The sequence below is a fragment of the Paludisphaera soli genome (assembly GCF_011064595.1).
GTDB classification, from domain to species: domain Bacteria; phylum Planctomycetota; class Planctomycetia; order Isosphaerales; family Isosphaeraceae; genus Paludisphaera; species Paludisphaera soli.
In genome coordinates, this window is the sequence record NZ_JAALJI010000033.1 from 19,757 (window position 1) to 46,382 (window position 26,626).

At 69.6% G+C, this 26,626-nt stretch carries 20 protein-coding genes and 1 pseudogene; 9 read left to right on the forward strand and 12 right to left on the reverse strand.

The window, feature by feature from the left end; all coding sequences use genetic code 11:
- Window positions 1-417 precede the first annotated feature (417 nt).
- Window positions 418-1,541, reverse strand: a protein-coding gene (locus G6O68_RS27520; RefSeq protein WP_165252213.1) for an IS3 family transposase whose coding sequence is annotated in 2 segments (ribosomal slippage) — window positions 418-1,280 and window positions 1,280-1,541 — 1,125 coding nt in all. Because the reading frame shifts where the segments join, the coding sequence is not laid out codon by codon here.
- 52 nt (window positions 1,542-1,593) lie between these two features.
- Here G6O68_RS27520 and G6O68_RS27525 point away from each other — a divergent pair.
- From G6O68_RS27525 to G6O68_RS27545, 5 genes are all read left to right on the forward strand, one after another.
- Window positions 1,594-2,874, forward strand: coding sequence for a UDP-N-acetylglucosamine 4,6-dehydratase family protein (locus tag G6O68_RS27525; protein ID WP_165252215.1), 1,281 nt, complete (start codon window positions 1,594-1,596; stop codon window positions 2,872-2,874).
- A 283-nt stretch (window positions 2,875-3,157) separates the two neighbouring features.
- Window positions 3,158-3,322 (forward strand): transposase, encoded by a 165-nt coding sequence (locus G6O68_RS27530; protein ID WP_165252217.1) that lies wholly within the window; start codon window positions 3,158-3,160, stop codon window positions 3,320-3,322.
- 209 nt (window positions 3,323-3,531) lie between these two features.
- Window positions 3,532-4,113, forward strand: coding sequence for a hypothetical protein (locus tag G6O68_RS33045; RefSeq protein WP_240911530.1), 582 nt, complete (start codon window positions 3,532-3,534; stop codon window positions 4,111-4,113).
- Window positions 4,114-4,956: 843 nt separating this feature from the next.
- On the forward strand, window positions 4,957-6,954 hold the full coding sequence (locus G6O68_RS27540; RefSeq protein WP_165252221.1) for a hybrid sensor histidine kinase/response regulator: 1,998 nt from the start codon (window positions 4,957-4,959) through the stop codon (window positions 6,952-6,954).
- Between the two features lie 915 nt (window positions 6,955-7,869).
- Entirely contained in the window at window positions 7,870-11,049 is a 3,180-nt protein-coding gene (locus G6O68_RS27545; protein ID WP_165252223.1) for a PAS domain S-box protein, read from the forward strand.
- Between the two features lie 102 nt (window positions 11,050-11,151).
- On the opposite strand, the gene G6O68_RS27550 is transcribed toward G6O68_RS27545, so the two are convergent.
- From G6O68_RS27550 to G6O68_RS27570, 5 genes and pseudogenes are all read right to left on the reverse strand, one after another.
- The gene (locus tag G6O68_RS27550) at window positions 11,152-12,258 is read right to left on the reverse strand and encodes a cupin-like domain-containing protein (protein ID WP_165252225.1); all 1,107 of its coding nucleotides are present in this window, start codon (window positions 12,256-12,258) and stop codon (window positions 11,152-11,154) included.
- 83 nt (window positions 12,259-12,341) lie between these two features.
- Window positions 12,342-13,148: pseudogene (locus G6O68_RS27555) on the reverse strand (DUF6065 family protein).
- Window positions 13,149-13,297: 149 nt separating this feature from the next.
- Window positions 13,298-14,445, reverse strand: a protein-coding gene (locus G6O68_RS27560; RefSeq protein ID WP_449308606.1) for an IS3 family transposase whose coding sequence is annotated in 2 segments (ribosomal slippage) — window positions 13,298-14,154 and window positions 14,154-14,445 — 1,149 coding nt in all. Because the reading frame shifts where the segments join, the coding sequence is not laid out codon by codon here.
- Between the two features lie 158 nt (window positions 14,446-14,603).
- On the reverse strand, window positions 14,604-14,837 hold the full coding sequence (locus G6O68_RS27565; protein WP_165252229.1) for a hypothetical protein: 234 nt from the start codon (window positions 14,835-14,837) through the stop codon (window positions 14,604-14,606).
- Between the two features lie 15 nt (window positions 14,838-14,852).
- Complete coding sequence (locus G6O68_RS27570) at window positions 14,853-15,155, reverse strand: ParB/RepB/Spo0J family partition protein (protein WP_165252231.1); 303 nt, start codon at window positions 15,153-15,155, stop codon at window positions 14,853-14,855.
- Window positions 15,156-15,715: 560 nt separating this feature from the next.
- Between G6O68_RS27570 and G6O68_RS27575 the strand changes: the two genes are divergently transcribed.
- From G6O68_RS27575 to G6O68_RS27585, 3 genes are all read left to right on the forward strand, one after another.
- Window positions 15,716-19,885 carry a response regulator gene (locus G6O68_RS27575; RefSeq protein WP_165252233.1) on the forward strand — a complete coding sequence of 1,390 codons (4,170 nt, stop codon included), beginning with the start codon at window positions 15,716-15,718 and terminating at the stop codon, window positions 19,883-19,885.
- Between the two features lie 56 nt (window positions 19,886-19,941).
- Complete coding sequence (locus G6O68_RS27580) at window positions 19,942-20,970, forward strand: magnesium transporter CorA family protein (RefSeq protein ID WP_165252235.1); 1,029 nt, start codon at window positions 19,942-19,944, stop codon at window positions 20,968-20,970.
- A 75-nt stretch (window positions 20,971-21,045) separates the two neighbouring features.
- Window positions 21,046-22,275 (forward strand): sensor histidine kinase, encoded by a 1,230-nt coding sequence (locus tag G6O68_RS27585; protein WP_165252237.1) that lies wholly within the window; start codon window positions 21,046-21,048, stop codon window positions 22,273-22,275.
- A 41-nt stretch (window positions 22,276-22,316) separates the two neighbouring features.
- Here G6O68_RS27585 and G6O68_RS27590 read toward each other — a convergent pair whose 3' ends face one another.
- Window positions 22,317-22,994, reverse strand: coding sequence for a 3-keto-disaccharide hydrolase (locus tag G6O68_RS27590; RefSeq protein ID WP_165252239.1), 678 nt, complete (start codon window positions 22,992-22,994; stop codon window positions 22,317-22,319).
- A 132-nt stretch (window positions 22,995-23,126) separates the two neighbouring features.
- Entirely contained in the window at window positions 23,127-23,936 is an 810-nt protein-coding gene (locus tag G6O68_RS27595) for an SDR family NAD(P)-dependent oxidoreductase (protein ID WP_165252241.1), read from the reverse strand.
- Window positions 23,937-24,072: 136 nt separating this feature from the next.
- On the opposite strand from G6O68_RS27595, the gene G6O68_RS27600 reads away from it, so the two are divergent.
- On the forward strand, window positions 24,073-24,219 hold the full coding sequence (locus G6O68_RS27600) for a hypothetical protein (RefSeq protein WP_165252243.1): 147 nt from the start codon (window positions 24,073-24,075) through the stop codon (window positions 24,217-24,219).
- Window positions 24,220-24,378: 159 nt separating this feature from the next.
- Here the strand turns inward: G6O68_RS27600 and G6O68_RS27605 are convergent, their stop codons facing one another.
- From G6O68_RS27605 to G6O68_RS27620, 4 genes are all read right to left on the reverse strand, one after another.
- Complete coding sequence (locus G6O68_RS27605; RefSeq protein WP_165252245.1) at window positions 24,379-25,338, reverse strand: hypothetical protein; 960 nt, start codon at window positions 25,336-25,338, stop codon at window positions 24,379-24,381.
- Between the two features lie 63 nt (window positions 25,339-25,401).
- Window positions 25,402-25,815: an ArsR/SmtB family transcription factor gene (locus tag G6O68_RS27610; protein WP_165252247.1), complete on the reverse strand. Its 414-nt coding sequence runs from the start codon at window positions 25,813-25,815 to the stop codon at window positions 25,402-25,404.
- 75 nt (window positions 25,816-25,890) lie between these two features.
- Window positions 25,891-26,184, reverse strand: a complete 294-nt coding sequence (locus G6O68_RS27615) for a hypothetical protein (protein WP_165252249.1) — start codon at window positions 26,182-26,184, stop codon at window positions 25,891-25,893.
- A gap of 144 nt (window positions 26,185-26,328) precedes the next feature.
- Window positions 26,329-26,592, reverse strand: coding sequence for a hypothetical protein (locus tag G6O68_RS27620; RefSeq protein ID WP_165252251.1), 264 nt, complete (start codon window positions 26,590-26,592; stop codon window positions 26,329-26,331).
- Window positions 26,593-26,626 lie beyond the last annotated feature (34 nt).

A 26,626-nucleotide genomic window follows, 5' to 3' on the forward strand; every position in this document is an offset into this window, starting at 1 on the left:
GCGGAGTCGACTCCAGTTCGCGTGGAGGGCTTACGGCAGCGACAGGCACCAGGAGAGGGTCCGTAAGCAGCTTGACAGACTCGCAAACAACCTTCACCCAGCCATGATCGATGGAAGCAAAAGGTGTCGCAAGCCTCCTCGTCTGGATCATCCTTGAGTGCCAGGGTTACGTGATAGCTTGACGGCGCGTCTCCACCTGGAATGCGACCCTTCCTGCCCCTCTGCTGCGGCGCAACTCGGTATACCTGCCGACACGCCATCCTCTACTGACCGCTCGACTCGCCTGGAGGGCCGGTTCAGTCCCGTTCAGACCCCAGGGCCACGCCTACGAAGCGAAAAGCACACTCCTGGCGGGGTCATCGACGCTGCGACCAGGAGGTTGCTATTCCAGTGACCTGCCCCGGGAATTTGGACCGGCTAAACGAGAGCTTTCCGGCCCGACGAGGCTGATGTCACCCTGGCGATGATTGATGCGAATTCCCTAGGGGCCAGGTATCCCAGGGCGCTGTGGGGGCGGCTTTCATTGTACTCGACCCGCCAGGCTTCCACCCTCTCGCGGGCGTCTTCCAGGCTGGTGAAATAGCTCTGGTTGAGGCACTCCTCCCGGACCCGGCCGTTGAAGGGCTCGATGAAGCCGTTGCCCGTCGGCTTGCCGGGCCGGCTGAAATCCAGGGTGACGCCGTTGAGGTGGGCCCAGAGGTCCAGCATCCGCCCCGTAAACTCCGGGCCGTCGTCGACCCGGAGTTCACGGGGCACCCCCCTGACGCCAGCGACCTCGGCCAGGACCTCGGCGACCTGCCCCGAGGTGAACCGGCGGTCGACGCGGATCGCCAGGCTCTCGCGCGTGAACAGGTCGATGACGGTCAAGAGGCGGAGCTTGCGCCCATCCGAGAGGGCGTCGCTCATGAAGTCCATCGCCCAGGCCTGGTTCGCGCCGTCGACGGCGGGCCGGTCGTCGCGGTGGCGAGAGCTCACCCTGCGTCTCGGATTCTTCCGCCGCAACGTCAATCGCTCGAGGCCATAGAGGCGATAGACACGCTTGACGTCGACCGCCCGGCCCTCGCGAAGGAGCAGGACGTGCAGGCGGCGATATCCATAGCGGACCCGGTCCGTCGCCAGTTCCCGCAGGCGCATCCGGAGCGGCTCCTGCGACTCGCGGCGGGGCTTGTAGTTGTGGGTGGCGCGGGGAAAGTCGGTCGCCTCGCAGGCCGGCCGCACGCTCACGCCGTAGCGGACCGTCAGGTCCGCCACGATCGTCCTCCGCTGCGGCGGGCTCAGGTTTTTTTTGCCAGGACGTCCTGCAGCATCCTCTTGTCGAGGCTCAGGTCGGCGACCAGCTGCTTGAGCTTCTGATTCTCCTCCTCGAGGAGCCGCAGCCGCCGCAGCTCGGGCGTCCCGAGCTCGCCGTACTCGGCCTTCCAGCGGAAGAACGTGGCCTGGCTCACGCCCAGCTTCCGACACGTCTCCTCGACGCCCAGGCCGGCCTCGGCCTGCCTCAGGGCGAAGACGATCTGCTCCTCGGCGAATTTCGACTTCCTCATGGATCAAGGCTCCTTTCGGGGGAGCCTCATCGTATCCGAGTTCTCGAATGCGATGCTCCACTTTCCCGGGGGCACGTCACTCATCCCCTCCCCCGGCGTGTCGGCCCGGGAGGTCCGCGAGATCTCGGCCGCCTGTCGCGACGCCGGCCTCAAGGTCCGCGTCGTCCCCTCGTTCGACGCCATCGTCACCGGCCGTTTCTTGGTGGAGCCGGGCCGCGTCGACGTCCGCAACATCCTCCAACGCCCCCCGGTCGTCCTGGATTCCTCCTCGGTGAGGCGCGACGTCGAAGGCCGCTCCATCCTGATCACCGGAGCCGCGGGCAGCATCGGCTCGGAGATCTGCCGCCAGCTGCTCGCGTTCGCCCCGGCGCGGCTGGTCCTGCTCGACCACTCCGAGAACGGCCTCTTCTATCTCGAGCCCGAGCTGAAACGCGCGGCGGGCGCCCGGACCGAGATCGTGCCGGTCGTCGCCTCGATCCGCGACTCCGCCCGGGTCGGCGCGGTGCTCGCGAGCCATCGGCCCGACATGATCATCCACGCCGCCGCCCATAAGCACGTCCCGATGATGGAGTCGAACCCGGGCGAATCGGTGAAGACCAACGTCTTGGGCACCCGCAACCTCGTCGACCAGGCCCTGGCCCACGGGGTCGCGGCTTTCGTCATGGTGTCGACGGACAAGGCGGTAAACCCGACGAGCGTCATGGGCGCCTGCAAGCGCCTGGCGGAGGCCTACGTCCAGCTGCGCTCGAGGGAGACGAGATCCCGCCTGGTCACGGTGCGCTTCGGCAACGTCCTGGGATCGAACGGCAGCGTCGTGCCGACCTTTCTCGAGCAGGTCCGCCGCGGCGGGCCCGTCTGCGTCACCCATCCGGAGATCACCCGGTACTTCATGACGATCCCGGAGGCCGCGCAGCTCGTCCTTCAGGCCGGATCCCAGGGGCGGGGGGGCGAGATCTTCGTCCTCGACATGGGCCGTCCGATCCGCATCGTCGACCTGGCGCGGACCATCATCCGCCTGTCCGGGCAGGAGGAAGGCCGCGACGTTGACATCGTCTTCACCGGGCTGCGACCGGGGGAGAAGCTCCATGAGGAGTTGCACTGCGAGGGCGAGGAACCGGCGCCGACGTCCCACCCGAAAGTGCGGGTCGCCCGCCCTAGCGTGACCGACCCCGGGCGGCTCCTCTCCGAGTTCGACCGCCTGGCCGAGCTAGTCGACGGCCCCGCCGCGGACCTTAAAGCCGCCATCGCCGACCTCGTCCCCGGCTATCGACCGAAGGCGGTCGAGCGGCACGGACCTCTCCCCATGACGGCCGCCGCGAGGGCGACTTCTTAACGTCTCAATTCTTTTCCGTCAGACCCTGCCGGACGGTTGACGCGCACCGTTCGTGCAGGGAGCATGAACCGAACCTGCTCTCCCGTGCTCAATCCCGAATTACTCGCCGGATCGCCGAGTACGCCGCCGGCCTCAGCGGCACTTCAACCGCCTCCGCCAGGCCGCCTGGCGCGGCGTTCAACTGTGCGGGCCGATCCAGGACGGCGGCCGTAAGAGCGCCGAGTCGACCGCCGCCCGCGTCCCCCTGCCTCCGGAGTTTGAGGTTCCCGACACCGATTAGGCGTTGCAGCCTCTCCTCGGCCAGAGCACCTGGGGCGAGGAGGCGCTCCTGAAACGACACCGCACGGCGATGGCGGCGAAGTTAGCCGACCCGGCGGGGATCTTCGTCATCGACGACACCACCTTCCCAAAGCATGAGGTGCCCTCCGTAGGCGTCCAGCGGCTGTAATGCGACGCGCTCGACAAGAAAGCCTACTGCTGGCGCGCCGTCTCGGTCCACTACATCGCCCCGAAGGGGCACCACCCGCTGGGCGTTCGGCTCTACCTCCCGGAGGGCTGACTGGTCGACCCGAAGCGGTCGGTTAAGGCCAAAGTGTCCTAAGGTCCTGTCTGACGACTCGTAAAGCGTCACGACGGGGGTTCACCGAGGAGGCCGCGATGACGCGACGCTGCGAGCGGAAGGACTGGGAGTTCGCCCCAATCGCTGACCTGCCCCCGACGACGGGGTTGGCGGGCGGGCGACGCGACGATCACCGGACGACGCTCGACGGCACCCTCCGGTTCCTGCATGCGGGGGCCCGGCGGCGCGAGCCGCTCGGGCGTCGCGGGGAGTGGGAGAGCGCCCGCGACCGCTTCGACCGATGGGTCCGCGACGGCACCATCGACCGCGTCTCGGAGCATCCGCACCCGAAGCTCGACGCGTCGGGGCGGCTCGACCTCGACCTCCGTCGCATCGACGGGACGTCCGTCCGGGACGGCCGCGCGGCCGCCGGGGTCGGGGGGAGAGGGGGGCCGTCGAGCCAGCGACCACGACTCGGCCGCTCGCGCGGCGGGCTCGGGACGAAGTCGCACCTGCTCGTCGACCCCGGCGGCGTCCCGCTCGCGGCCGTGGTCGCGGCGGCGGGACGAGCCCACGAGTCCAGGCTTCTGGAGCCGGCCCCGGAGGGGCGAGCCTCGAGCGGCCGGGCCGCGGACGCCCGCGACGCCGGCCCCGGCGACCACCGGCGACGAAGGGTATAGCCGCCGCCGGATCCGCCGCCATCTGCGGCGTCGAGATGCCGGGGCGGCGATCGCGACCCGCGAGGACCAGCGGCGGAACCGGAGGTTCGACGCCGAGGCGTACCGCCGCTGCAACCTCGTCCAGAGGTGCATCCTCCGGCTCGAGGAGGGCCGCCGACTCGCCACCCGGTCCGGGAAGCTCGCGGTGAACTTCCTGGCCGGGGCGGGCCTGGCGATGATCCGCCGTCGCTTCCGACTCACCGAGCCGCCAGACAGAAGCTAGATACCGGGGCGACCGGCGGGGCCGACCGCGCCTGAAATCGGCAGGTCGGGAGCATCCCCGCGGTTCGGGCTGCCGTCCGGTCGGCCGACGGAGGCATCGAAGATTGGACCTTCAACGTGCATGCCCGATCGAGACACGCCGAGGTCTTCCGTGCCTGGGCTTCGCTTTTGCATGTTGCTATATTGGACACGCCGGCGATGTTTCGGGCGAGAGCTTTGGTGCCCAGGCTGGGCGGCCGTCCCCGGAAGGGGCGCCCGCTCGATCCCGGGGCCGCCGTCATCCGTCCGGCCCTCCGATGGACGCGGAGGTCCGGCGAGTCGAGAGAAGGCGAGCCGGCCGGCGACGGGCCTCGGCACCCGTTCTCGCGGGCTGTCCCACCGGGATGAGGCTCCGCGGGGCCCCGCGGCCGGATACTCGCGATCCCTGCCCCGAGCGCGAGGTGGGGCCGAGGCCGGTCCGGGGCCGTCGCGGCGTCCGGCGGTCCGGTCGTTGGGGCTCGTGCGATCGGGGGCGGGGGCTGGCGGAAGATGCCGCCCGCAGGGGCGTGGACGCGGCGGGCGGGGACGAACCGGAGGAGCGAGATGGCGGATCACGTCCATTTGCACGGGGACGGCGGGGGCGGCTTCTTGGCGGACCTCTTCGAGGTCTTCACCCCGCGCCGCCAGTGCATGAACTACGAGGCTGACGTCGTCTGGCTCCACTTCGCCTCCGACCTGCTCATCGCGATGGCCTACTTCTCGATCCCCCTCGCGTTGCTCGTCCTCGTGCGGCGGCGGAAGGACCTGGACTTCAACTGGATGTTCCTCCTGTTCGCGCTGTTCATCGTCCTCTGCGGCGCGACCCACCTCTTCGGCGTCCTGGCCCTGTGGATGCCGCTCTATCGCCTCGACGGCCTGGTGAAGCTCGCCACCGCCCTCGCCTCGGTCGGCACGGCGGGCCTGCTCTGGCGGCTCCTCCCGCTGGCCCTCGCGCTCCCCAGCCCGGAGAGCCTCCGGCTCGTCAATCGGAAATTGGAGGCGGAGGTCGCCGAGCGGACCCGGGCCGAAGAGGAAGTCCGCAGGGCTCGCGACGAGTTGGAACGCCGCGTCGAGGAGCGGACCCGGGAACTGAGGGCCAGCGAGGCGAGCTTCCGGCAGCTCGCCGACGCGATGCCCCAGATCGTCTGGACCGCCCGCCCCGACGGCCGCCTCGACTACTACAACAGGCGTTGGTACGACTATACCGGCATGCCGGAGGGCGAGGCGGGCGATGCGAGTTGGGAGCCCGTCCTCCACCCCGACGACCTGGCTCAGTGCCATCAAACGTGGTACCGGTCGGTGCGATCCGGCGAGCCTTATGAGATCGAATACCGATTCCGCGACCATCGGACGGGTGCCTATCGCTGGCACCTGGGGCGGGCCCTCCCGATGAAGGACGAGGCCGGGGCGGTCGTCCGATGGTTCGGCACCTGCACGGACATCGAGGACCAGAAGCGGACCGAGGCGGCGTTGCGCGAATCGGACCGCCGCAAGGACGAGTTCCTGGCGATGCTCTCCCACGAGCTGCGCAACCCCCTGGCGGCCATCCGCATGGCTGTCGAGACGCTCGCGCTGTCGTGGGACGGAGGACCCGACCCGTGGGCCAGGGAGGTCCTCGACCGCCAGGTCGGCAACCTCTCCCACATGCTCGACGACCTGCTGGACGTGGCCCGCGTCACCCGGGGCAAGGTCCGGATCCGCAAGCAGCTGCTGGACGTCGGCCCGGTCCTCGATCAGGCCGTCGCGGCGACCCGCCCCCTGATGGACGACCGCAAGCACCGACTCGAGCGGTCGGGCGACCTCGGCCCCCTGCTGCTGGAGGCCGACCCGGTCCGCCTGGAGCAGATCCTGGTGAACCTCCTGACCAACGCCGCCAAGTACACCCCGGCCGGGGGGGCGATCACGCTGGACGCCCGGCAGGTCGGCGACCAAGTAGTCTTCCGGGTCCGAGACACCGGGATGGGCATCAAGCCGGAAGTCCTGCCGAACATCTTCGACCTCTTCGTCCAATCGGACCGGGCCCTGGACCGGTCGGAGGGCGGGCTGGGCGTGGGCCTGACCATCGTGAAGGGCCTGGTCGAGCTTCACGGGGGCAGCATCTCGGCCGCGAGCGGCGGGCCGGGCCGGGGCAGCGAGTTCGTCGTGCGCCTCCCGGCCGCCGCGGCCCGGCCCGCCGCTCCGCCGAGGCCGGCGGCCTCGGGGGCCGGTCGTCACGGCTCGCGAGTCCTGATCGTGGACGACAACAAGGACCTGGCCCGGGGTCTCGCCCGCCTGCTCCGGCTGCTGGGGCGGGAGGTGGAGACGGCGCACGACGGCCCGGAGGGCATCGCAGTCGCCCGCACCTACCGCCCCGACGTCATCCTGCTGGACATCGGCCTGCCCAGCCTGAACGGGTACGACGTGGCGAGGACGTTGCGAGGCGAGGGATTCGACGAAACGCTCATCATCGCGATATCGGGGTACGGGCAGGAGGAGGACCGCCGGCTCTCCCGGGAGGCCGGGATGGACCACCACCTGACCAAGCCGGTGGACCTGAAGACGATCGCCGAGCTGATCGCCTAGCAGGCCGTCCCCGTTCGGCTTGGGCGAGGCTCGTTCGACGCCCATCGAAGGAGACGGCCGGTTCTCCACCGGTCGATCCGCCTCGGCCTGCGGGCCCGGTATGTGACGAAGAGACGCCGACGGGCGCCCGGGCCGCCTCCACGCGGGTCCGTCCGTGACAGGGGATCGGCCGAGTTTGCAGGTGGCGCCTCGCATTCACGGGGCGGGCCCTGTCCTGGAGAGGCGCCCCCCTTGAATGGAGCGGCCCTGCCTCGAGAGTGCGCGAGACGCGGGCCGAGGACGCCGAGCTCATCACGGTCGGCCAGCCGTGGATCCGCCGGTTCGTGGAGCGGCGACGCGAGACCGGCCCGTTCCAGCCGAGGTCCCGCGGAGCAGGCTCGTCCGGAATGGAAGGCGGCCCGGGCCGCCCGGAGCCGGGAAGTCTCGGAGGTCGAGGCGGCGAGCCCCGGCGAGCCTCGGCCAGTCCGACGCGACGGCCGCCCCCCGCCCCTCCTTTCGCCCTGCCGCGCCCGGCTCGATCGGTCGTGCTTAACGCCAGGCGGGGCGGCAGGCGGAATGGCAAGCCCCGCCCCCTCGACCCGCGACGCCTGTCTCCGAGTGGCCCTTCGGAGACGCCGATTCGTAGGATGCGCCCCATTATCTCGATGGTAGAGAATGGCGTGAGATGTGCGAACGACGCGGATCAACCGGGGGGGGTGTGGGCGGCGTCGTCCGGGCCTGTCGGGTCGAGCCGGGACGTCGGCCGCCCCCGAATCGCCATGTGGGGCGGGCGGCCCCGCGCGGCGGACGGCCCGGCTGCTGGAGAAGCGGGATCGTCCCCGTTCGGCTACAATTCTATTCCCTCCGTCCTCGGGTCGAATCGGATATTTCTGCACGCCGACCGCCCAAGGTGGTGCGGCGGCTTTCGGGGTGGTTATGAACCGCGTGCCAGGCAACATCGCGTCGAGATACGGGGCCGCCGTGGTCTGCGTCGCCGTGGCGATGGTCGCCGGCCCGGCCCTCGACCCCTCGCCGGGCGGACGATCGCCCTTCGCCGCCGCGATCCCCGCCGTCCTGGTCGCCGCCGCTTACGGGGGACTCGGGCCCGGGCTGCTGGCCACCGCGCTCGGGGCCGTCGTCCCGGTGCGGTCCTACCCGACGCCTCGCGGCGGGGTCGCCGCCCAGGGGGGCGTGGATCAGGCCGCCATGATCCTCTATCTTGCGGCCGGCGTGGGCGTCGCCGCGCTCGGGGAGGCCGCGCGAGCGGCCCGACTGCGTGCCAAGGCGATGGAAGAGGAGGCGGCTCGGCGGCGGGCCGAATCGCAGGCCGTCCTCGCCGTCGTCGGCGATGCCGTCGTCGTCGCCGACGCCGAGGGGCGGGTGACGTCGCTGAACGCGGCGGCCGAGGACCTCACCGGCTGGCCGGCGTCCGAGGCGCAGGGGAAGTCGCTGCCGGCGATCTTTCGCATTGTCGACGAGCAAACCCGCTGGGAGGTCGAAAACCCGGCCCTCCACGCGTTGCGGGAAGGCACCGTCGTCCGGCGGGCGAACCCCGCGGTCCTGATCGCGAAGGGCGGTGGCGAGCGGCCCATCGACGCTGCGGCGGCCCCCGTGAGGGATCGGTCCGAGCGGGCCGTCGGGGTCGTCCTCGCCTGCCGGGACGTCAGTGCCACGAGACGCGCCGAGGCGGCGATGCGGGAGGGGCAGGAGCGGTTCATCGGGCTCGTCGAGCAGGCCCCCTTCAGCGTCCAGGTCCTGTCGCCGGACGGCCGCACCCTTCGGGTGAATCGGGCCTGGGAGGAGCTGTGGGGCCTCGACCTGGGCAAGATCGCCGACTACAACGTGCTCCAGGACCCCCAGCTCGAGGCCAAGGGGATCCTCCCCCACATCCGCCGGGCGTTCGCCGGCGAGCCGAGCGTCATCCCGGCCATCCAGTACGACCCGAACGAGACCCTCCCCGACCGGACGATCCACGCCGACCCTCGGCGTTGGGTCTCGGCGGTCGCCTACCCTTTGAAGGACGCCGCCGGGGCGGTCCGCGAGGTGGTCCTGGTCCACGAGGACGTCACGGATCGGAAGCGGGACGAGGAGCAGATCCGGGCGAGCGAGCGGCGGTTCCGCCACCTCGCCGACGCCATGCCGCAGATGGTGTGGGTCACGCGGCCCGACCGTTCCGTCGAGTACGTCAACCGACGCTGGCTGGACTACACCGGGCAGACGATGGAGGAGGCCCTCGCGCCCGGGGGCTGGGCGGCGGCCGTCCATCCCCAGGATGTCGACCGGATCGTCGCGGCCAGTGTCCGGTCGCACGCCACCGGCGAGCCCTTCGAGGCCGAATACCGCGTCAAGGACGCTTCCGGGGCCTACCGCTGGCACCTCGGCCGGGCGGTGGCAATCTTCGACGAGGCGGGCCGGCTCGTCCGCCGGTTCGGGGCCGCGACCGACATCGACGACCGCAGGCGGACCGAGCGGGACGCCCATTTCCTGGCCGAGGCAAGCGCCGCCCTCGCGTCGATCGCGGACGAGGCAGGCACGCTGCAGGAGGTGGCACGCCTCGCCGTCCCCCACTTCGCCGACTGGTGCTCGGTGGATGTGGCGGGCGAGGACGGCCTCCCCCTCAGGGTGGGGGTGGCTCACGTCGACCCGGCGAAGGTGGAGCTGGCCCGCGAGCTGCACCGCCGCCACCCGCCCGATCCAGACGCACCGCGGGGCGTCCCCAGGGTCGTCCGGACGGGCGAGCCCGAGATGGTCGCCGAGATCGCCGACGAGCTGCTCGCGGCCGGGGCCCGGGACGAGGACCACCTCCGCATCCTGAGGGAACTGGGCCTGAGGTCGTACATGTGCGTGCCCCTGAAAGGGCGTCAGGGGATCCTCGGGGCGATCACGTTCGTGGCGGCCGAATCGGGCCGACGCTACGGGCCGGGCGACCTGCGGCTCGCCGAGGACCTGGCCTCCCGGGTGGCGATCGCGGTCGAGAACGCCCGCCTCTACGCCGAACTGAAGGAAGCGGACCGCCGCAAGGACGAGTTCCTCGCCACCCTGGCCCACGAGCTTCGCAACCCACTGGCCCCGATCCGAAACGCCCTCCACCTGATGGGGAGGTCCGGCGACGGACGCCGGGAGCCGGAACGCGCGATGGCCGAGCGGAACGTCGTCCACCTGGCGCGGCTTATCGACGACCTGATGGACGTCGCGAGGATCAACCGGGGCCGGATCGAGCTCGACAAGCGAGTCGTCGACCTGTCCGGGATCGTGCGACAGGCCGCGGAGACGGCCCGGCCCCAGATCGACGAACGCGGCCTCGCGCTGACCATCGCCGTACCCGAGGCCGAGGTCCGGGTCGAGGCCGACCCGACCAGGCTGGAGCAGGTGTTCTGGAACTTGCTGAACAACGCGGCGAAGTACACCGAGCCCGGCGGGGAAATCCGCTTGTCCGTCGAGCCCGAGGGGGGCTGGGCCGTCGCGCGGGTGCGGGACACGGGCGTCGGGATCACGCCCGACATGCTGGCGAAGGTCTTCGAGATGTTCTTCCAGGGCGAAGATCACAAGGGTCGCGTCCAGGGCGGCCTGGGGATCGGGCTGGGCCTGGTTCGGACGCTCGTGGAGATGCACGGCGGCTCCGTCGCCGCGAGCAGCGACGGCGCGGCCTCGGGCAGCGAGTTCGTGGTGCGCCTGCCGATGCACGCGGCCGCCCCGGCGCCGACCGTGGAGGACGAGCCCCCCCTTCGCGAGGGCGGAGGCGGGCCGCCCAGGCGTCGCGTCCTTGTGGTGGACGACAACGTCGACGCCGCCAGGAGCCTCTCCTGGCTGCTGGAGAAGCTGTACGGCCAGGAAGTGCGGATCGCCCACGACGGCCCGGGGGCCCTGGCGGTCGCCGAGGAGTTCCGCCCGGAGTTCGTGCTGCTGGACATCGGGATGCCCGGAATGGACGGCTACGAGGTGGCCGGGCGGCTCCGGGGGCGGCCCGAGCTTCGCCGAACGCGGATCGTGGCGCTGACGGGATGGGGGCAGGAGGCCGACTTGGCCCGGACGCGCGCGGCGGGCTTCGACCACCACCTCGTCAAGCCGGCGGACCCGGAAGTCATCGTAGGCCTGCTCGCGCGGGGCGAGGCGTGACCGACCTCGCCCCCGGAGGGCCGGGCCGGAGGGGGTACGGCGGGCGCCACCCCGACGCCGAGGGACGATCGCGGCCGATCGACCGTCCGGGGCCACCGGACTTCACACCGCGTGGTAGGTCGAATAGAAGCTTGTGAACTCGTTGTCGAAGACGAAGTTGGTGAATGAGACCGTCACCGAGACGTCGAGCCCCTCGACGAAATGCATGCAGCCGATCGGCAGGAAGAGCATCTCGCCGGGGTGCAAGATGCATTCGAGGACCTGCGCCTCGTCGGGCGCCGGGTTCGGCGTCGGCGGCCTGACGCGGCCGTCGACCCTCGAGTAGACGTGGTAGTGGTTGCCCATCAGCGGCAGGTCCCACGACGGCGCGATCTTCACCCGCTTGCGGCCGAGGACCTGGGCCATGAAGTTGTTGGTCAGGTCGTGGTGGAAAGGCGTGATGGTCCCGGGCGGTCCCATCCAGAAGAAGCCGCCGGCGCGATCGCCGCGGGGGTCGAGGTACTCAGGGACCTGGACGATGTCGTCCCACAGCTCCGGGAGGGCCTTCTTGTTGGCCGACGAGTTGTTGGCCGTCAGGTACAGGTCGTTGGTGACCCCGGCGGAGGCTATCCTGGTCAGGAAGTCTGACAACCGCATCTTCTGGAGGTACTTCTCGCGCTCGATCTCGTAATTGTCGCCCGCGGTCCGGCCGACCTGCAGCTCGATCTCGCGCTCGCCGAACATGCGGTCGAAGTAGTCGACCCCCCACTTCGTCATGGCCGGCCAGTCGTCCATCATCTCGGTGATGATGACGGGGCGATTGGTGCTGTAGTACTCGGCCAGGAACTCCCCGCGCGAGAGCTTGTGGCGGCGCTCCACCTCGCTCGACCTGGGTAGGAGGCGGTTGACCTTGCGATAGGCCGCCAGCAGCCACTCGCGCTTCTTGAGCCGCTCGCGGAGGAGGGCCGCCCCCCGCACGTACGGGCTCCGTCGGGCCTCATCCAACTCGCGCGCGGCCACGGCGGCGGGGATCCCCGCGGCGATCATCGCGCGGAGAATGCCGTCGGGCGGCTGGTCGAGCATCAGGTTCTCGGCGAGCCAGCGGCGCCATTCGTCGTCGAAGGGGACGCCTTCGCGACCCGGGGCCGGCGCGGCCGCCTGCTGTGCGTCGGCGTTCCGCTCGTCCTGGGAGGGCCGCAAGTCCGGGGGGGCCGGTCGTGAGGAGTTCATGTCGCGTCGGGGGCTGATGGTGAGGGGGACGTCGACGCCGTGGTTCCGGCCGGGAGGATGCCCGGCACTCGTCCGGAGGCCCGTCAGCGGGTCTGGGGGCTGAACCTCACCTCGGGGGGCTTGACCTTCGTCCTGTGATCCGGGGCGGCCTCGCGGCCGGTCGCGTCGCGGCCCTGGAAGTAGTCCTTCTGCCAGCCGTCGGCGCGGACCTCCCCCCGGGCCTTCTCCTCATGGAACTGCTTGCGCGAGAGGTGCCACTCCTCGTAGAGCCGGGTCATCTCCGGGTCCTCGGAGAGCTTCTGATAGGAGACGGCGGCCCTCTCCAGGTCGGCGCAGACGTTGCCGGCCAGGGGGATGGCCTGGAAGAGCGGCATGCCGAAGTCGAACCGGACCGGGACGCCCGGCGTCATGATCTTCCAGTTCATCGTGAAGGACATGCTAATCCAGTCGCTCTCGACGAGCGCCATCAGGGGGTGGGCGTTGGCGACGAAGTAGTTCGCGGGGCCGCAGATCAGGAGGCGGGACCCCGCGGGCTTGGTGCGGAACAGGAAGGGGGTGTTCCAGGTGAGGATCCCCTCGCCGAACTGGTTGTTGATCCAGCCTCGCCATTCGTCGCCCGCCGCGTCGAACCGGACCTCGATGTCTCCCGGGGCGGTTCCACCTCCCCAGACCGCGGTGAAGCCGACCGGGTTGCCGATTCACCATCCCGTCTGGTTCATGATCGTCAGCGGCAGGCAGCGATAGGCGTGGCGGCTGGGGGTCGCGTCCATCCAGGCCCGCTGATAGTCGGCCCAGGACCATTCCCAGCCGGTCCCGTCCGCTCGATTCTTCCGGAACATCGAGTCGCAGGCGATCTGAAAGATGTCCACCTGAAGCTGCGGGACGCTCATAGGACCCTCTTCGATAATCCCCGGGAGATGATTCGTCGTCCCCGCCGGCGAGCGGCGTCCATTCGCCCTTGATCCAGGTCGACGGACCGTCGTCCGACGAACCTCGCCGAGTGGACTTCCCCACGAATGGCGAGCGCGGGGTTAAGGGTTCAACTCGTCGTTTCGAACTCGCATGGCGACTTGTAGGCGAGCGACGAATGGCGTCGCTCGCGGTTGTAGAACACCTCGATGTACTCGAAGATCTCGGCCCTCGCCTCGGGCCGCGTGGCGTAGTCGCGGCCGTGGACGAGTTCCTTCTTCAAGCTGGCGAAGAAGCTCTCCATCGGGGCGTTGTCCCAGCAATTCGCCCGGCGGCTCATGCTGCAGACGATGCCACGCCCCGCCAGGGTCCGCTGGTAGTGCTCACCGGCGTAGGTGCTCCCGCGGTCCGAGTGGGCCAGCAGGCCTGCCTCGGGGAGCCGTCGGAAGGCCGCCATCTCCAGGGCGTCGACGACCAGGCGGCCGTCGTTCCGCCCGGACGTCGACCAGCCGACGATCCGCCGCGAGTGCAGGTCCTCGACCGCGGCGAGGTACAGCCAGCCCTCGCGGATCGGCACATAGGTGACGTCGGCGGCCCAGGCCCGGTCCGTCGCCCCCGGGTCGAACTTGCGGTCCAAGATGTTCTCGGCGACGGGCAGGCCGTGGTTCGAGTCGGTCGTGCGGCAGAATCTCCGCCTGGCCTTCGCGGCGATGCCGTGGCGATGCATCAGCTTCGCCACCGTGTTCACGCAGCAGGGCACGCCGCGGGCCGCCAGCTCGGCGTGCACCCGCGGGCTGCCGTAGCGGGCCTTGGTCGCGCCGTGGACGTCCCGGACGGCTTCGACCAGGGCCCCGCTCCGCAGGGCCCTCGCGCTCGCGGGCCTTCCTCGCCAGTCGTAGTATCCGCCAGGCGAGACGCGCAGGACCCGGCACATGGTCCGGACCGGCCATCGCCCCCGGTGGCGTTCGACGAAGTCGTACCTCAAGACGACTCCCCGGCGAAGAAGGCCGTCGCTTTTTTCAAGATGTCGCGCTCCGTCTGGAGCCGCTTCACCTCGGCCCGGAGGCGGCGCAGCTCCTCCTCGAGGGCGGGCTGGCAGCCCTTGCCCGGGAAGGCCCGGCCGCCCTCGGCGGCCAGGGCCTGCCGCCAGCCCCGGAGCATGCTCTCGCCCAGGTCCAGCTCGCGGGCCACCTCGGCCAGGCTCTTGCCCTGCTCGTCGATGCGACGTACCGCCTCGACCTTGAACTCGCGCGTGAACGTCCTTCGGGTCTTCGCCATCGGGGGCCTCCTCAGGTCGAGCTTACGCTCTTACCTGGGCGCTCGCCATTCGTGGGGAAGTCCAGATTCCGCGACCTGGCCGGCGGCGGCGCACGGCGGGCGGGGCTCGCGGTCCTGGCAGAACTTCGCGAGGGGGACAGGCCGCCGGCCGCGAGGCATCAGGCGGGCTGGGCGTCGGCCCCGCCCGCCAGCTCGCGTTCGACCGAGGCGGCCCCCCTCCGGAGCGCCAAAGCCATAGCCGCCTGGTCATACCTGGTCAGCCCCGTGACCACGATCTTGCAGCCTCCGACCCTGAAGGTGTGGACCACCCGGACCTTCTTCTTCCTCCGGGACTTCTTCGCGATGAGGCACACCTGATCCCGCACTTCCTCGCAAGTCGCCCCGTGCTCCACGACGGCCTCCGCGCGCTAGACCTGATCCTCTGGGTCGGCGACCTTGGTGATCTCGTCGGCGGTCGACGGCGGCATCTCGCTGCGGTCCAGCTGGTCCTGGACGTCCGATGGGAGCCGGAGCAGGGAGAGCGACCTCGAAACCCGGGACTGCGGGATTCTCAGCTCCATGGCCAGTCGCTCGCCCGTCCACCCGCGAGATGTCATGAGGGTGCGGAGCCCCCTCGCCTCCTCGACCGGCCGCAGCGGCTTGCGATGGATGCGCGCGAGCAGCCTCTCCACGAGGCGATCGTCGGAGTCTGGAAGCGGTTGGTCGGGCATGCCGGGGCCCTCCGATTGAGGTGACGACGGTCCTTTGAACGGATCGAGAGGGGGCCGGCGATGAAGCGATTCTGCGAAACCAGTCTGAAACGGATGGGGCCTCTCCGGGCCGATTCGAGGCCGACGCCGACGCCACGCGGGATCGCCCGAAGTCCTTGCCCGACAAGGCCGAACTACCCCGGACCGACGCGGGCCGCACACGCCCGAAACATGGCCTCGATACCTTGAGGGGCTAGTGGGCTAACCATGCCCGTGCAGGTTCAAGTCCTGTCTCCGGCACTCTAAACGACCCGGCTCCCCTCGGATTTCGTCACGAAATCCGAGGGGAGCCGGGTCGTGCTCGTTCGAAGTCCGGCTCGACCGGGCAGGACGGGATCCTGCCCTTCACTCATTGACGATCAGGATCTCCTGACTCGGCCCCGGGGCGAGTGGATCCGAGGCGTCGCCGGTCTGCAGGAATCGGCAAGATTCCTCCCGCGTTGAAGGGGTGGGATCGGTACGATGGTCGCTGGGGTCTCCCCAGGTCCTTCGCGGACCCTGATGGTGCGCGGAAGCGGGGCATGAACATGTCCGAATCGTCACGCGGCACGGCCGATTTCCTGGACTTCGCGCCTTTGGCCGGTGCCGCCGTGATCGCCATCGGCGGCCTGGTGCTGGCGGGGTGGGCGTTCGATCTCGCCATCCTCAAGAGCCTCGGGCCGGGCCTCACGGCGATGAATCCGGGCGGGACCGCTCTCGCGTTCATCCTGTCCGGCGTCTCGCTGCGGGTGCAGTCCCCGGCCGACGTCGGGGCCCGGCGACGGGGCCTCGGCGTGGCGTGCGGAGTCGGCGTCCTGCTGATCGGGCTGACTCGCCTGGCGGGCTACCTGGCCGGCTGGGATGAGGGCCCCGATCGGTGGTTGTTTCGGGCGTCGCTCGATCGGGACGCCCTGCGCGCCGGCCTGCCGAACCGGATGTCGCCGAACACGGCGACGGCTTTCGTGTGCGTCGGGCTCGCGTTGTCGCTGCTCGACGCCAGGACCCGCCGCCGGGGGATCCGGCCCGCCCAGATCCTGGCCCTCGCCGTGGGGCTGATCGCGCTGCTGGCCCTGATCGGTTACGTTTACAGCTCCTCGACGCTGATGGGGGTCATGCGGTACATCCCGATGGCTCTCAACACCGCGTTCGCGTTCGCGATCCTGAGCTTCGGGATCCTGCATGCCCGTCCGGACTGCGGGATCATGCGAGTGGTCACCAGCCGCGGCGCCGGGGGGATCATGGCGCGTCGGCTGCTGCCCGCGGCGATCCTGATCCCCGCAATCGTGGGCTGGGCGAGCTGGCAGTTGCAGCAACGCGCGATCTCGGGCCAGGTGGCGGGTATGTCGCTGTTCGTGCTGGCCAACATCGTCCTGTTCACGGGACTGATCTGGTGGAACGCAGCGTCTCTGGAGCGGATGGATCGCGAGCGGGGGCGGGCTGAGCGACGCCTGGAACTCCAGTACGGCGCCTCGCTCGCCCTGTCGGGGTCGCCCCGGCTCGACGACGCCGCGCCGAACTTCCTGAGGGCGATCTGCGAGAGCCTGGGCTGGTCGGAGGGGGGCCTGTGGCGGGTCGACCCGTCGGACGGAGTGCTCCGCTGCGCCGCCATCTGGCACGCCCCCACGTTCCGACCGGAGGAGTTCGTGGACCTGAGCCGCCGGACGACCTTCGCCCCGGGGATCGGGCTGCCGGGCCGCGTGTGGGCGAGCGGACGGCCGGCGTGGATCCCGGACGTCGTCGAGGATTCCAACTTCCCGAGGGCGAAGGCCGCCGCCCGTGCGGGGTTGCACGGCGCGCTCGGATTCCCGGTCGTCGTCGGTCGCGACGTCCTGGGGGTCGTCGAGATCTTCAGCGCGGAGATCCGCCAGCCCGACGACGAACTGCTCCAGATCCTGACGGCCATCGGCAGCCAGGTGGGGCAGCTCATCAAGCGCGGAGAGGCGGAGGAGGCGCTGAGACGGGGGGAGGAGCGCTTCCGCTCCCTCACCGAGGCCACGGCGGCGATCGTCTGGAATACGCTCCCGTCCGGCGAGGTCGACGCGGAACAGCCGAGCTGGACCGAGTTCACCGGCCAGACCTTCGATGAGCTCAAGGGGACGGGCTGGCTCGCCGCGATCCATCCCGACGACCGCACCCGGACCGCCGACGCGTGGACCGCGGCCATGGGCACCCGTTCGCTCTTCCAGATGGAACACCGGTTGAGGCGGCGGGACGGCGCGTATCTTCACATGCTCGTGCGAGCGGTCCCGATCCTCGACGGGGCGGGAGGCGTCCGAGAGTGGTTCGGCGTCCACACCGACATCGACGCCGAGAGGCGGGCCGAGGCCGCGCTGCGGGAGGCCGAGGAACGAGCCCGGCTGCTTCTCGAATCCTCGGGCGAGGGCATTTACGGGATCGACATGGAGGGCCGTTGCACGTTCATCAACGGGGCGGCGGCCAGGATGCTCGGCTATCATGCCGATGAAGTCCTCGGGAGAAACGCTCACGCGCTCATCCACCACACCCGGCCCGACGGCTCGCCCTACGCGGTGGAAGACTGCCCGATCTACCGGAGCTTCCGGGTCGGCGACGGCTGCCGGGTGGACGACGAGGTTCTCTGGCGACGAGACGGATCCTGCTTCCCGGCCGAGTACGCCTCGTACCCGATCCTCGGCGGCGACGGGGCGATCAAGGGGGCCGTCGTCAACTTCACGGACATCACCGAGCGGAAGCGCGTGGAAAGCGAGTTGCGGCGGGCCCACGAGGCCGACCAGGCGGCGACCCGGGCCAAGAGCGAATTCCTGGCGAACATGAGCCACGAGATCCGCACGCCCCTCAACGGCATCGTCGGCATGACGGAGCTGGCCCTCGACACCGAGCTGTCGCCCGAGCAGCGCGAGTATCTCGGGATGGTGAAGCTTTCGGCCGACCACCTCCTGAGCCTCATCAACGACATCCTCGACTTCTCCAAGATCGAGGCCGGCAAGCTCGACCTGGAACTGGTCGAGTTCGACCTTCGCGACACGCTCGACGACACCCTGGCGACGCTCGCGATGCGCGCCCACAAGAAGGGGCTGGAGCTCGCCGACTACGTCGCCGCCGACGTGCCCGACGCCCTGGTGGGCGACTCCCACCGATTGCGGCAGGTGATCGTCAACCTGCTGGGCAACGCGATCAAGTTCACCGAGCGGGGCGAGGTGGTGCTCCGGGTCGAGGTCCGCTCGCTGACGGAGGACGAGGCCTGCCTGCACTTCGCCGTCAGCGACACGGGCATCGGCATCGCGGCCGAGCAGCGTGAGAAGCTCTTCCGGGCCTTCACGCAGGCCGACGCCTCCACCACCCGCAAGTACGGCGGCACGGGGCTGGGCCTGGCGATCTCGGCCAGGCTCGTGGAGATGATGGGGGGGGCCATCGAGCTGGAAAGCGAGGTCGGCCGCGGGAGCACGTTCCACTTCACCCTCCGCTTCGGTCGCGCACGCGGGCCCGTCGCGCGGCCGACGGCGGCGGAACCGGCCCGGGTCCACGGCCTCCCCGTCCTCGTGGTGGACGACAACGCCACGAACCGGCTGATCCTTGGGGAGATGCTCGTCCGATGGGGGATGAGGCCGACGGTGGTCGAGGGGGGGTCGCAGGCGCTGGCGGCCCTCGAAGAAGCGCGTCGGTTCGGCTCGCCGTTCGCGCTGGTGCTGCTGGACGGCATGATGCCGGAGATGGACGGATTCGCCCTCGCCGAGCGGATCCGGAAGGATGCGGGGCTCGTCGGCGCCACCTTGATGATGCTTTCTTCGGCGAATCGTCGCGAAGACGCAGCGCGCTGCCGTGAGCTGCAGGTGGCCGCCTACCTGACGAAGCCCATCCGGCAATCCACCCTCCTGGACGCGATCATGACCTCGCTCGGCCCCTCCCTTGGCCTCGAAGCCCCCCCCGAGTCGGCGTCGCGGCCCCGGATCGGCAAAAGGTCGCGACCGCTCCGGCTCCTGCTGGCCGAGGACAACGCGCTCAATCAGAGGCTGGCGGTCAGCCTGCTGGAGAAGCGCGGGCATCAGGTCGTGGTGGTCGGCAACGGCCGCGAGGCTTTGGCGGCCTTCGACCGGGGATCGTTCGACGCCGTCCTGATGGACGTGCAGATGCCCGAGATGGACGGGTTCGAGGCGACCGCCGCGATCCGCGCCCGCGAGTCGGCCAGCGGGGCCCGCACCCCGATCATCGCCATGACCGCGCATGCCATGAAGGGGGATCGCGAGCGCTGCCTCGCGGAGGGCATGGACGATTACGTCGCCAAGCCGCTGCGGCCCCAGGAGCTGTTCGAAGCGTTGGAACGCCTGGCCCCCGCCGTCGCGGGCACCCCCACGACGAGTGATAACGCAGCCCCGGGCCCTACCCCGGCCCCGGCGTTCGACCTCGCCGCGGCCCTCGACCGCGTCGACGGCGACGTGGATTTGATGAAGGAGCTGGCCGGCCTGTTCCTCGACGAATGTCCTCCGCGAATGGCGGAGATCCGTCGGGCGATCCGCGAACGGGACGCATCCAGCCTCAAGAAGGCGGCGCACGCCCTGAGGGGGTCGGCGGCCAACTTCGGGGCCCAGGCGGCCACGAAGGCCTCCGAACGCCTCGAAATCGCGGGACGCGACCAGGACTGGGGCGACGTGGACGCGGCGTTGGCAGCCCTGGAGGCGTCAATCGCGGGCCTGACGCCCGCACTCGCCGAGTTCGGCCGTACGGGGAGGGCGTGACGAAGGAGGGAGCCGGCGTTCGTCCGGATCGGCCCCGGCTGCGGAGAGGAGCGGCGATGAAGCTCGATCGACGGGGGATCCGGGACGAAGCGGCGGGCGAACCGCCGGGAGCGTCGAAGCTGAAGGCGACGGCGTGCCTGGGCGGAGTGAGCCTGGAACGCGGGGTGCCGATCGAAGAGCTCCACGATTACATCAAAGAATCCGAGAACGTCGTCTGGTTGGACGTACAGGACCCCGGACCGTCGGAGCTGGCCATGCTGATCGACGAGTTCGGCATCCATCCCCTGGCGCTGGAGGGCGTCTGCCTGGGCCGGCGGCGTCCGAAGGTCGACGAATACAAGGGATACGCCCTGCTGGTGGTGTATGCGGCCGTGCCCGGGGACGACGCCGGCGTCTTGCGGACTACCGAGCTAGACCTCTTCATCGGTCGGAATTTCCTTGTGTCGGTCCATCGGGGCCGCGTCCCCGCCCTGGAAGAGGCCTCGGCGCGCTGGACGCGGGGCGGGGCGAGGCTGCGCGACGGAGGGGCCTTCCTCGTCTTCGCGGTGATGGACGCCCTCGTCGACTCCTTCGCCCCGCTGCCGGCCGACCTCGAGGAGGACGTCGATGAGATGGAGATCGCGGTGTTCAGCCGCCCGGACGAGGAGAGCGTGCGGGCCCTGCTCAAGCTCAAGAGGACGCTCGCCTCGCTGCGGCACGAGCTCCACCCGCTGCGGGAGATCTTCCAGGCCTTATGTCGCCGCGATCGCCCTTTCTTCAACGGGAGCGGGGAGGCTTACCTTCAGGATGTGCACGACCACCTGCTGCGGATCCTAGACGTGCTGGACGCCCTGCGCGACCGGGCGGACGCCGTCATGGACGCCACCCTGGCGATCGGCTCGCACCGGCTCAACAAGACGATGAAGAGGCTGGCCGTCATCACGGTGGCGATGGCGACCGTCGGCTCGGTGTTCGGGGCTTACGGGATGAACTTCCAGTCCTTGCCCCTCTCCGGCTCCCCCTGGGGCTTCTGGCTGGTCGCCGGGGGCACCATCACCCTCGTGACGGCGCCCCTGCTGGTCGGCTGGCTGCGGGAGTGGTGGTGAGCGACGCCGGCGCCGATGCCGGGTCGCACGGAGCCGCCGCAAGGACTTTTCCCATCCGCTGATGAGGTGGCTGTCATGCACGTCTTGATCGCAGACGACGACTCGGTCTCCCGGCGGCTCTTGCAGAGCTACCTGCACAAGTGGGGCTACGAGGTGACCGCGGCGAAGGACGGAGTCGAGGCGTGGGACCTGTTCGTCGCAGGCAACTTCCCCATGATCATCACCGATTGGATGATGCCCGAGCTGGACGGGGCGGGCTTGATCCGACGCGTCCGATCCGCCGGGCGGCCCGGCTATGTCTACACCATGCTCGTCACGGCGCGATCCGAGAAGGAGGATCTGGTCGAGGGCATGGAAGCCGGCGCCGACGACTTCCTCACCAAGCCCTTCGATCGGGACGAGCTGCGCGTGCGGCTGCGCGCCGGGGAGCGCATCATCCGCCTGGAGCAAGGCGTGCGCGACACCAAGGTGGCGTTGATGGAGACCGAGAAGCTCGCCAGCCTGGGCCGCCTGGCGGCGGGCGTGGCCCACGAGATCAACAACCCGCTCGCGTTCGTCGTCAACAACCTCGCCGTCCTGCGTCGGGCGGTCCAGGACGCGATGCGGGTCCTGGAAGCGTATCGCGAACGGGCGGCCGATCCGGCGCGGGTGGGGGCGGACGTCGTCGCCGAGATGGCCCAGCTGGAGGACGAAATCGACCTGCCCTACCTTCGGGAGAACCTTCCCCGACTTTTCGAAAGCTCGGCCGAAGGTCTCAAGCGCGTCAGCGCCATCGTCCAGAATCTTCGCGATTTCGCACGCCTGGACGAGGCGGAGTTCAAGGACGTGGACGTCAACGCCGCGCTGCGGTCCACCCTGGAGGCGCTCCGCCATGAGATCTTCAAGAAGTCGATCCGGGTGACCAACGCCTTCCAGGAACTCCCCCCGGTGTCATGCCACGCCGGCAAGCTTAATCAGACCTTCCTAAATCTCTTGCTCAACGCCATCCAGGCCTCCGAGCCCGAGGGCGTGGTCGAAATCCGCACCCGCCCCGACGGCGAGGCCGCCGTCCTGGTGGAGATCGAGGACCACGGTTGCGGCATCCGTCCGGAGGAGCTTCCGCACATCTTCGAGCCCTTCTACACGACCAAGCCGGTGGGCTCGGGCACAGGCCTGGGCCTGTCGGTAGGATATGGGATGGTCCGCGATCAGGGCGGCTCGATCGAGGTGGAGAGCGCCGTGGGCCGCGGCAGCCTGTTCCGCGTGAAGCTCCCCGTCACTCCCCCCCGGCCCGACGCCGAATCGGGCTCGACGGCCGGGGGGTGAAGCGGCGGCGCCGGCTTGGGATCGGCCATGCCGATCGGTCGTCATTTCAAGGTCGCGGGCAACGGGCGAACCGATACTTCCCGGAAGTAGACGATCGAGTTCTCGTCATGATTCTGGAGGCCGATGTATCCCGCCTCTGGCCTGGGTCCGCGCGAGGGGTCGCCCTCGCCGATCTTCTTCTCGGACTCGGGGCGTAGTTCGGAGGCGTCGAAGTCGGCGACCGGAGTGCCGTTGATTTCGGTGGAGATTCGATTCCCCTTCAGCGTGATCTCTAGCGTATTCCACTCCAGGGACTTCCCGGGCTGCTTCTCGGCCGGGGCGAACGTATAGATCGAGCCCGTGCGTCGCTCCGGCTTACCGCCGTCGGCGATCTGCACCTCGAAGCCGTTGTGGACGGCGTACCAGGGATCAGTCGGCTCCTCCGCGATGCGGACGTAGACGCCCGAATTGGAGCGCTCGGTCCCGGTCTTGTACTCGACGTGGATGATGCAATCGCCCAGCTTCTCGCCCGCGTACCAGAGCAGGCCCATACCCCCCTCGGTGCGGAGCATCCCGTCCTCGACCACGAACCTCCCCGGCCCGACGTGCTTCCACCCTTCCAGGGTCCGGCCGTCGAAGAGCGGACGCCGGTCGTCCGTCGACTGGGCCGAGGCCGTCGCGGCGCAGGCGAGGAAGAGTGTCGCAAACGCGACGATGTTCCGTTCACGGGGGATCAGCATAAGAGCCTCGCTTTATTGGAAATCGGGTGCGGTTTGGCCCGAGCCTAACGCGCGGACGTGTGCCGATCAACGTCCCGCCTTCCCCCTGCTCGCTCCTCGATCGAGCGTTCGCGGCTGGACGCCGACGCCGGGCTACGAGTGCATGACGAAGCCGCCGTCGACGTTGATCGTCTGTCCCGTCACGTGCTCCGCCCTCGAGGAAGACAGGAAGACGATCATGTCGGCGATCGCCTCGGGCGTCTGCCAGCGTCCGAGCGGGACCATCGCGCGGATCTTTCGCTCGGACCATTCCTCGTACGACAGGCGATCGGCCGGATGGGCCTGGTCGTGCCAGCCCTGCCAGACCGAGCGATTCAGGGTGGTTCGGACCATGCCCGGGCAGACCGTGTTGACGCGCACGCCGTGAGGGGCGAGATCCTTCGCCAGGCACTGGGCGAAGTTGATGCCGGCAGCCTTGGACGCGCTGTAGGGCGGGTCGGTCTGGGAGCCGATCTGGCCCGCGACCGAGCCGAGGAAGACCATCGAACCCGACCCAAGCTCGACCATCGCCGGGGCCAGGGCGTGGGCGACGTGGACCATGCCCATCAGGTTCACCCGGAAGACCTCGGCCCAGTCGGCCGGACGGAGGTTGGTGAACGGGAATCCGAACTTGCCGGACCCAACGGCCGCGGCATGCGCCACGTGGTCGATCGGGCCCAGTTCCGCGACCGTTCGATCCCGGGCCGAGTCGACCGAAGCCTCGTCGGCGACGTCGACCGGGACGCCGATCGCGCGGACCGGGAAGGCCGATTCGATCCCGCGAGCGATGGCGATTACGGACTCGCCGCGGTCCCAGACCGCGACCCGGGCTCCCTCTGATCCGAAGGCTTCGGCGGTCGCCCTGCCGATGCCGCCCGCCCCTCCTGTGACCACCGCGACGCGCCCGACCAGATTGAGATCCATGGTTCTTCGTCCCTCGGGGCCGGCGAACTCAACGTTGTCCGAGAGGCCCCGGCCGCTACGCGATCGAGAGTCAGGCCGGGCGCGGACGTCGCGCCGGCGTGACCAGCTAAGTCAGCGTGCACCGGGAGTCGCCCTCATGAGAGATTCGTATTCCAACGATCTGGAGTTCCGACGGACCGCTCCATCGCTCGCGGGGGGCGACCACCTCGACCACGGCGGCGATGGGCAACTGCGTCCGGATTTCTCGAAGCGCGGGCGGCTCGGCTCCGAGGTCGAGTCTTGATGCTCGCAGTAGAGTCTTATCATCCCTTCGGGGACCGAGCGGCGAGGTAGCCGAGGGCCACGCCCAGGAGCATCGCCGGGAAGATCCTGAGCGTCAATCACCTATCGAGGAGCGAGAGGCGCCCGGAGGCCCTGGGACGGCACGTTGCGACGCGAGGGGTCATGGTGCTGAAGACTCCTTCGATCGCATCGCCCCTCGCGCCTGCATCAGCACCGAGAGCATGAGCCGGCCGATGTCGTCGCGACGTTCGGCGTACTTCGCGGCTTCATAGGCGCCGTCGTCGTAGATCTTCGGGTCCAGGTACGGCATCGAGAGCCGGAACGACGCCCCGCGGACGAACGGACAGCCCTCGTCAGCCTCGCTGCAGACCATTAAGGCCGCGAAGCCGTCCTGGGGATTGCCGGGGTCGGCGTAGTGCTTCGAGAACTCCAGCGTCTCGAAGCCCCGGCCCCAGGAGACCCGATGGACGGGGTTGTCCGTCTTCGGGTCGCCCTTGGGCGCCTCGGCTCCCGTCGGCTCGACATCGAAGCCGATCGCCCTCAAGGCTGCGACGGTGCGCGGGTTGAAGGCCGTCGGGGAGGTGCCGCCGCTGTGAAAACGCACCTCGGGCATCCCGTAGTAGGCCGCGGCGAGGTTCCCCATCGAGGAGCCCAGGATGCTCCGCCGCGAGTTGCCCGTGCAGACCACGATGACGTGCAGGGGCTTGCCGGGCGCGTAGTTCGCCGCGATCCATCGGGCGAGCTTCTCGCCCGCCTCCCGATGAGCGTCGTCGATCAGGTCGAAGGTGGTCGCGAGGAAATCGGCATGCTCGCGGAGGCTCGACGCCAGCTTCGCGCGGCTCTCGGGCTCGGCGTCGGCCAGGCCTCGGGCGATGTCCGCGGCGTCGAGCTTCGCGTCGGGGCCGGCCAGGTCGTCGAAGGTTTTCGGGTCCATGAATCCACCTAATTTGTCGAGGGTGACGACCCCATCCCCGGCGAGGGATTTCGAGACGATCGCCTTCAGGCGCCGGTCGTTCTCCGGCCGTAGGGCTTCGGCGGTCCCGTAATGCTGGGCGAGCCAGAGGGCCCGGACGAGCGGGCCGACGTCGCCGCCCCCGGGCGCGACGTTGAGGATCGCCACGGCGATCAGGGCGTGAGTCAGGATGCCGGACGTTCCTCGTGTGTTCGTCGGGGCCGTTCGGATTCAACGACTCGCCGAGTCGCAGCCCTCGGCGTCCATCAGGCAGAGGGCCAGGTCGAGGAGCGGGGCGACGCACCCGTTCTTGACGCGGTAGAAGACGCTCACGCCCTCGCGACGCGAGGCGACCATGCCGGTGTCGGAGAGTCGCTGCAATTGGTTCGACACGGCCTGCGGTTTCATGTCTAGGGCGTTGGCGATGTCCCCGACCGACGCCTCGCGGCTCCTCACCAGATGGTGCAGGAGACGGATCCGGGTGTCGTTCGCGAGCATCTTGAAGAGGCCCTCCGTTCGGAGTGCATCCTCCGGCGAGAGGAGCTTTCGATCCTCCAGGTTCGATCGGCGCGCCTTGAGCTGGACCGTCGTGCGGCCGGCCGAATCGGCGTGCGTCGTCTTCGTCGTTTTCCGGGACTTCGCCATGTGCGTCCGGGCCTCCCGATTCACTATTACACGATATCGTGTAGTAGTGTCAAGTCGCCGGGCCAGGAGGGAGGCTCAAATCACCACGAAGATGAACTTGAGGCTGTAGTAGACGCCGACCGCGAGGAAGACGCCCCCGGTGACCCGCCTGGCCCACCACTCGAACTTCGTCAGGGCGTTGAACGCCTTCCCGACGGTGCCGGCCCCCACGGCCAGGATCACCGCGAAGACGAGCGCCGGGAGGGCCGTGCCGACGCCGTAGGCGCTCGGCAGTAGAACGCTCGCCCCGGCGTTGATCGAGAGCGAGATGAGGCTCCCGAAGAAGTCGAGGGCGGCTGACACCGGGCAGAAGGTCATCGCGAAGAGCATCCCGATCGGCAAGGCTCCCCACAAATCCCAGGGCGTCCAGCCGTTTCCTCATCGCGTCGCCCGCCCCCGAGGCGGGGATCGAGCACGAGCCCAGGTCCAGCAGGAAGTGGGCCGTCAGGATGAGCAGCGGGCCCAGGATCTTGTTCATCGACCGCTGGAGGAAAAGGAGACCTCCGGCGCGGACAGCAGTCTCGCCACCAGCAGCGTGCTGAGGATGACGTAGGCGAGGGTGCGTCTCAGGGCGTAGAGGAGCCCGGACATGAACACCCGGCCAGGGTTGCCGACCCGACGGCCGATGAATGAGACCGTCGCAGTGTTGGTGGCGAGCGGGCACGGACTGATCGACGTCAAGATGCCCTGCCAGAAGGCGGAGGCCAGGGCGACGAGCGACGTCTTGAAGGCGCGCATCCATGGCGGGAGACTCCGATTCCAGACAAGGAGT

What these genes read in the sequence shown, in the direction of transcription:
- G6O68_RS27525 (WP_165252215.1), top strand. Translation starts at nt 1,594, where the DNA reads ATGCTCCACTTTCCCGGGGGCACGTCACTCATCCCCTCCCCCGGCGTG.
- G6O68_RS33045 (WP_240911530.1), top strand. Translation starts at nt 3,532, where the DNA reads ATGACGCGACGCTGCGAGCGGAAGGACTGGGAGTTCGCCCCAATCGCT.
- G6O68_RS27540 (WP_165252221.1), top strand. Translation starts at nt 4,957, where the DNA reads ATGGCGGATCACGTCCATTTGCACGGGGACGGCGGGGGCGGCTTCTTG.
- G6O68_RS27545 (WP_165252223.1), top strand. Translation starts at nt 7,870, where the DNA reads ATGAACCGCGTGCCAGGCAACATCGCGTCGAGATACGGGGCCGCCGTG.
- G6O68_RS27550 (WP_165252225.1), bottom strand. Translation starts at nt 12,258, where the DNA reads ATGAACTCCTCACGACCGGCCCCCCCGGACTTGCGGCCCTCCCAGGAC.
- G6O68_RS27570 (WP_165252231.1), bottom strand. Translation starts at nt 15,155, where the DNA reads ATGCCCGACCAACCGCTTCCAGACTCCGACGATCGCCTCGTGGAGAGG.
- G6O68_RS27575 (WP_165252233.1), top strand. Translation starts at nt 15,716, where the DNA reads ATGAACATGTCCGAATCGTCACGCGGCACGGCCGATTTCCTGGACTTC.
- G6O68_RS27580 (WP_165252235.1), top strand. Translation starts at nt 19,942, where the DNA reads ATGAAGCTCGATCGACGGGGGATCCGGGACGAAGCGGCGGGCGAACCG.
- G6O68_RS27585 (WP_165252237.1), top strand. Translation starts at nt 21,046, where the DNA reads ATGCACGTCTTGATCGCAGACGACGACTCGGTCTCCCGGCGGCTCTTG.
- G6O68_RS27590 (WP_165252239.1), bottom strand. Translation starts at nt 22,994, where the DNA reads ATGCTGATCCCCCGTGAACGGAACATCGTCGCGTTTGCGACACTCTTC.
- G6O68_RS27595 (WP_165252241.1), bottom strand. Translation starts at nt 23,936, where the DNA reads ATGGATCTCAATCTGGTCGGGCGCGTCGCGGTGGTCACAGGAGGGGCG.
- G6O68_RS27600 (WP_165252243.1), top strand. Translation starts at nt 24,073, where the DNA reads ATGAGAGATTCGTATTCCAACGATCTGGAGTTCCGACGGACCGCTCCA.
- G6O68_RS27610 (WP_165252247.1), bottom strand. Translation starts at nt 25,815, where the DNA reads ATGGCGAAGTCCCGGAAAACGACGAAGACGACGCACGCCGATTCGGCC.
- G6O68_RS27615 (WP_165252249.1), bottom strand. Translation starts at nt 26,184, where the DNA reads ATGCTCTTCGCGATGACCTTCTGCCCGGTGTCAGCCGCCCTCGACTTC.
- G6O68_RS27620 (WP_165252251.1), bottom strand. Translation starts at nt 26,592, where the DNA reads ATGCGCGCCTTCAAGACGTCGCTCGTCGCCCTGGCCTCCGCCTTCTGG.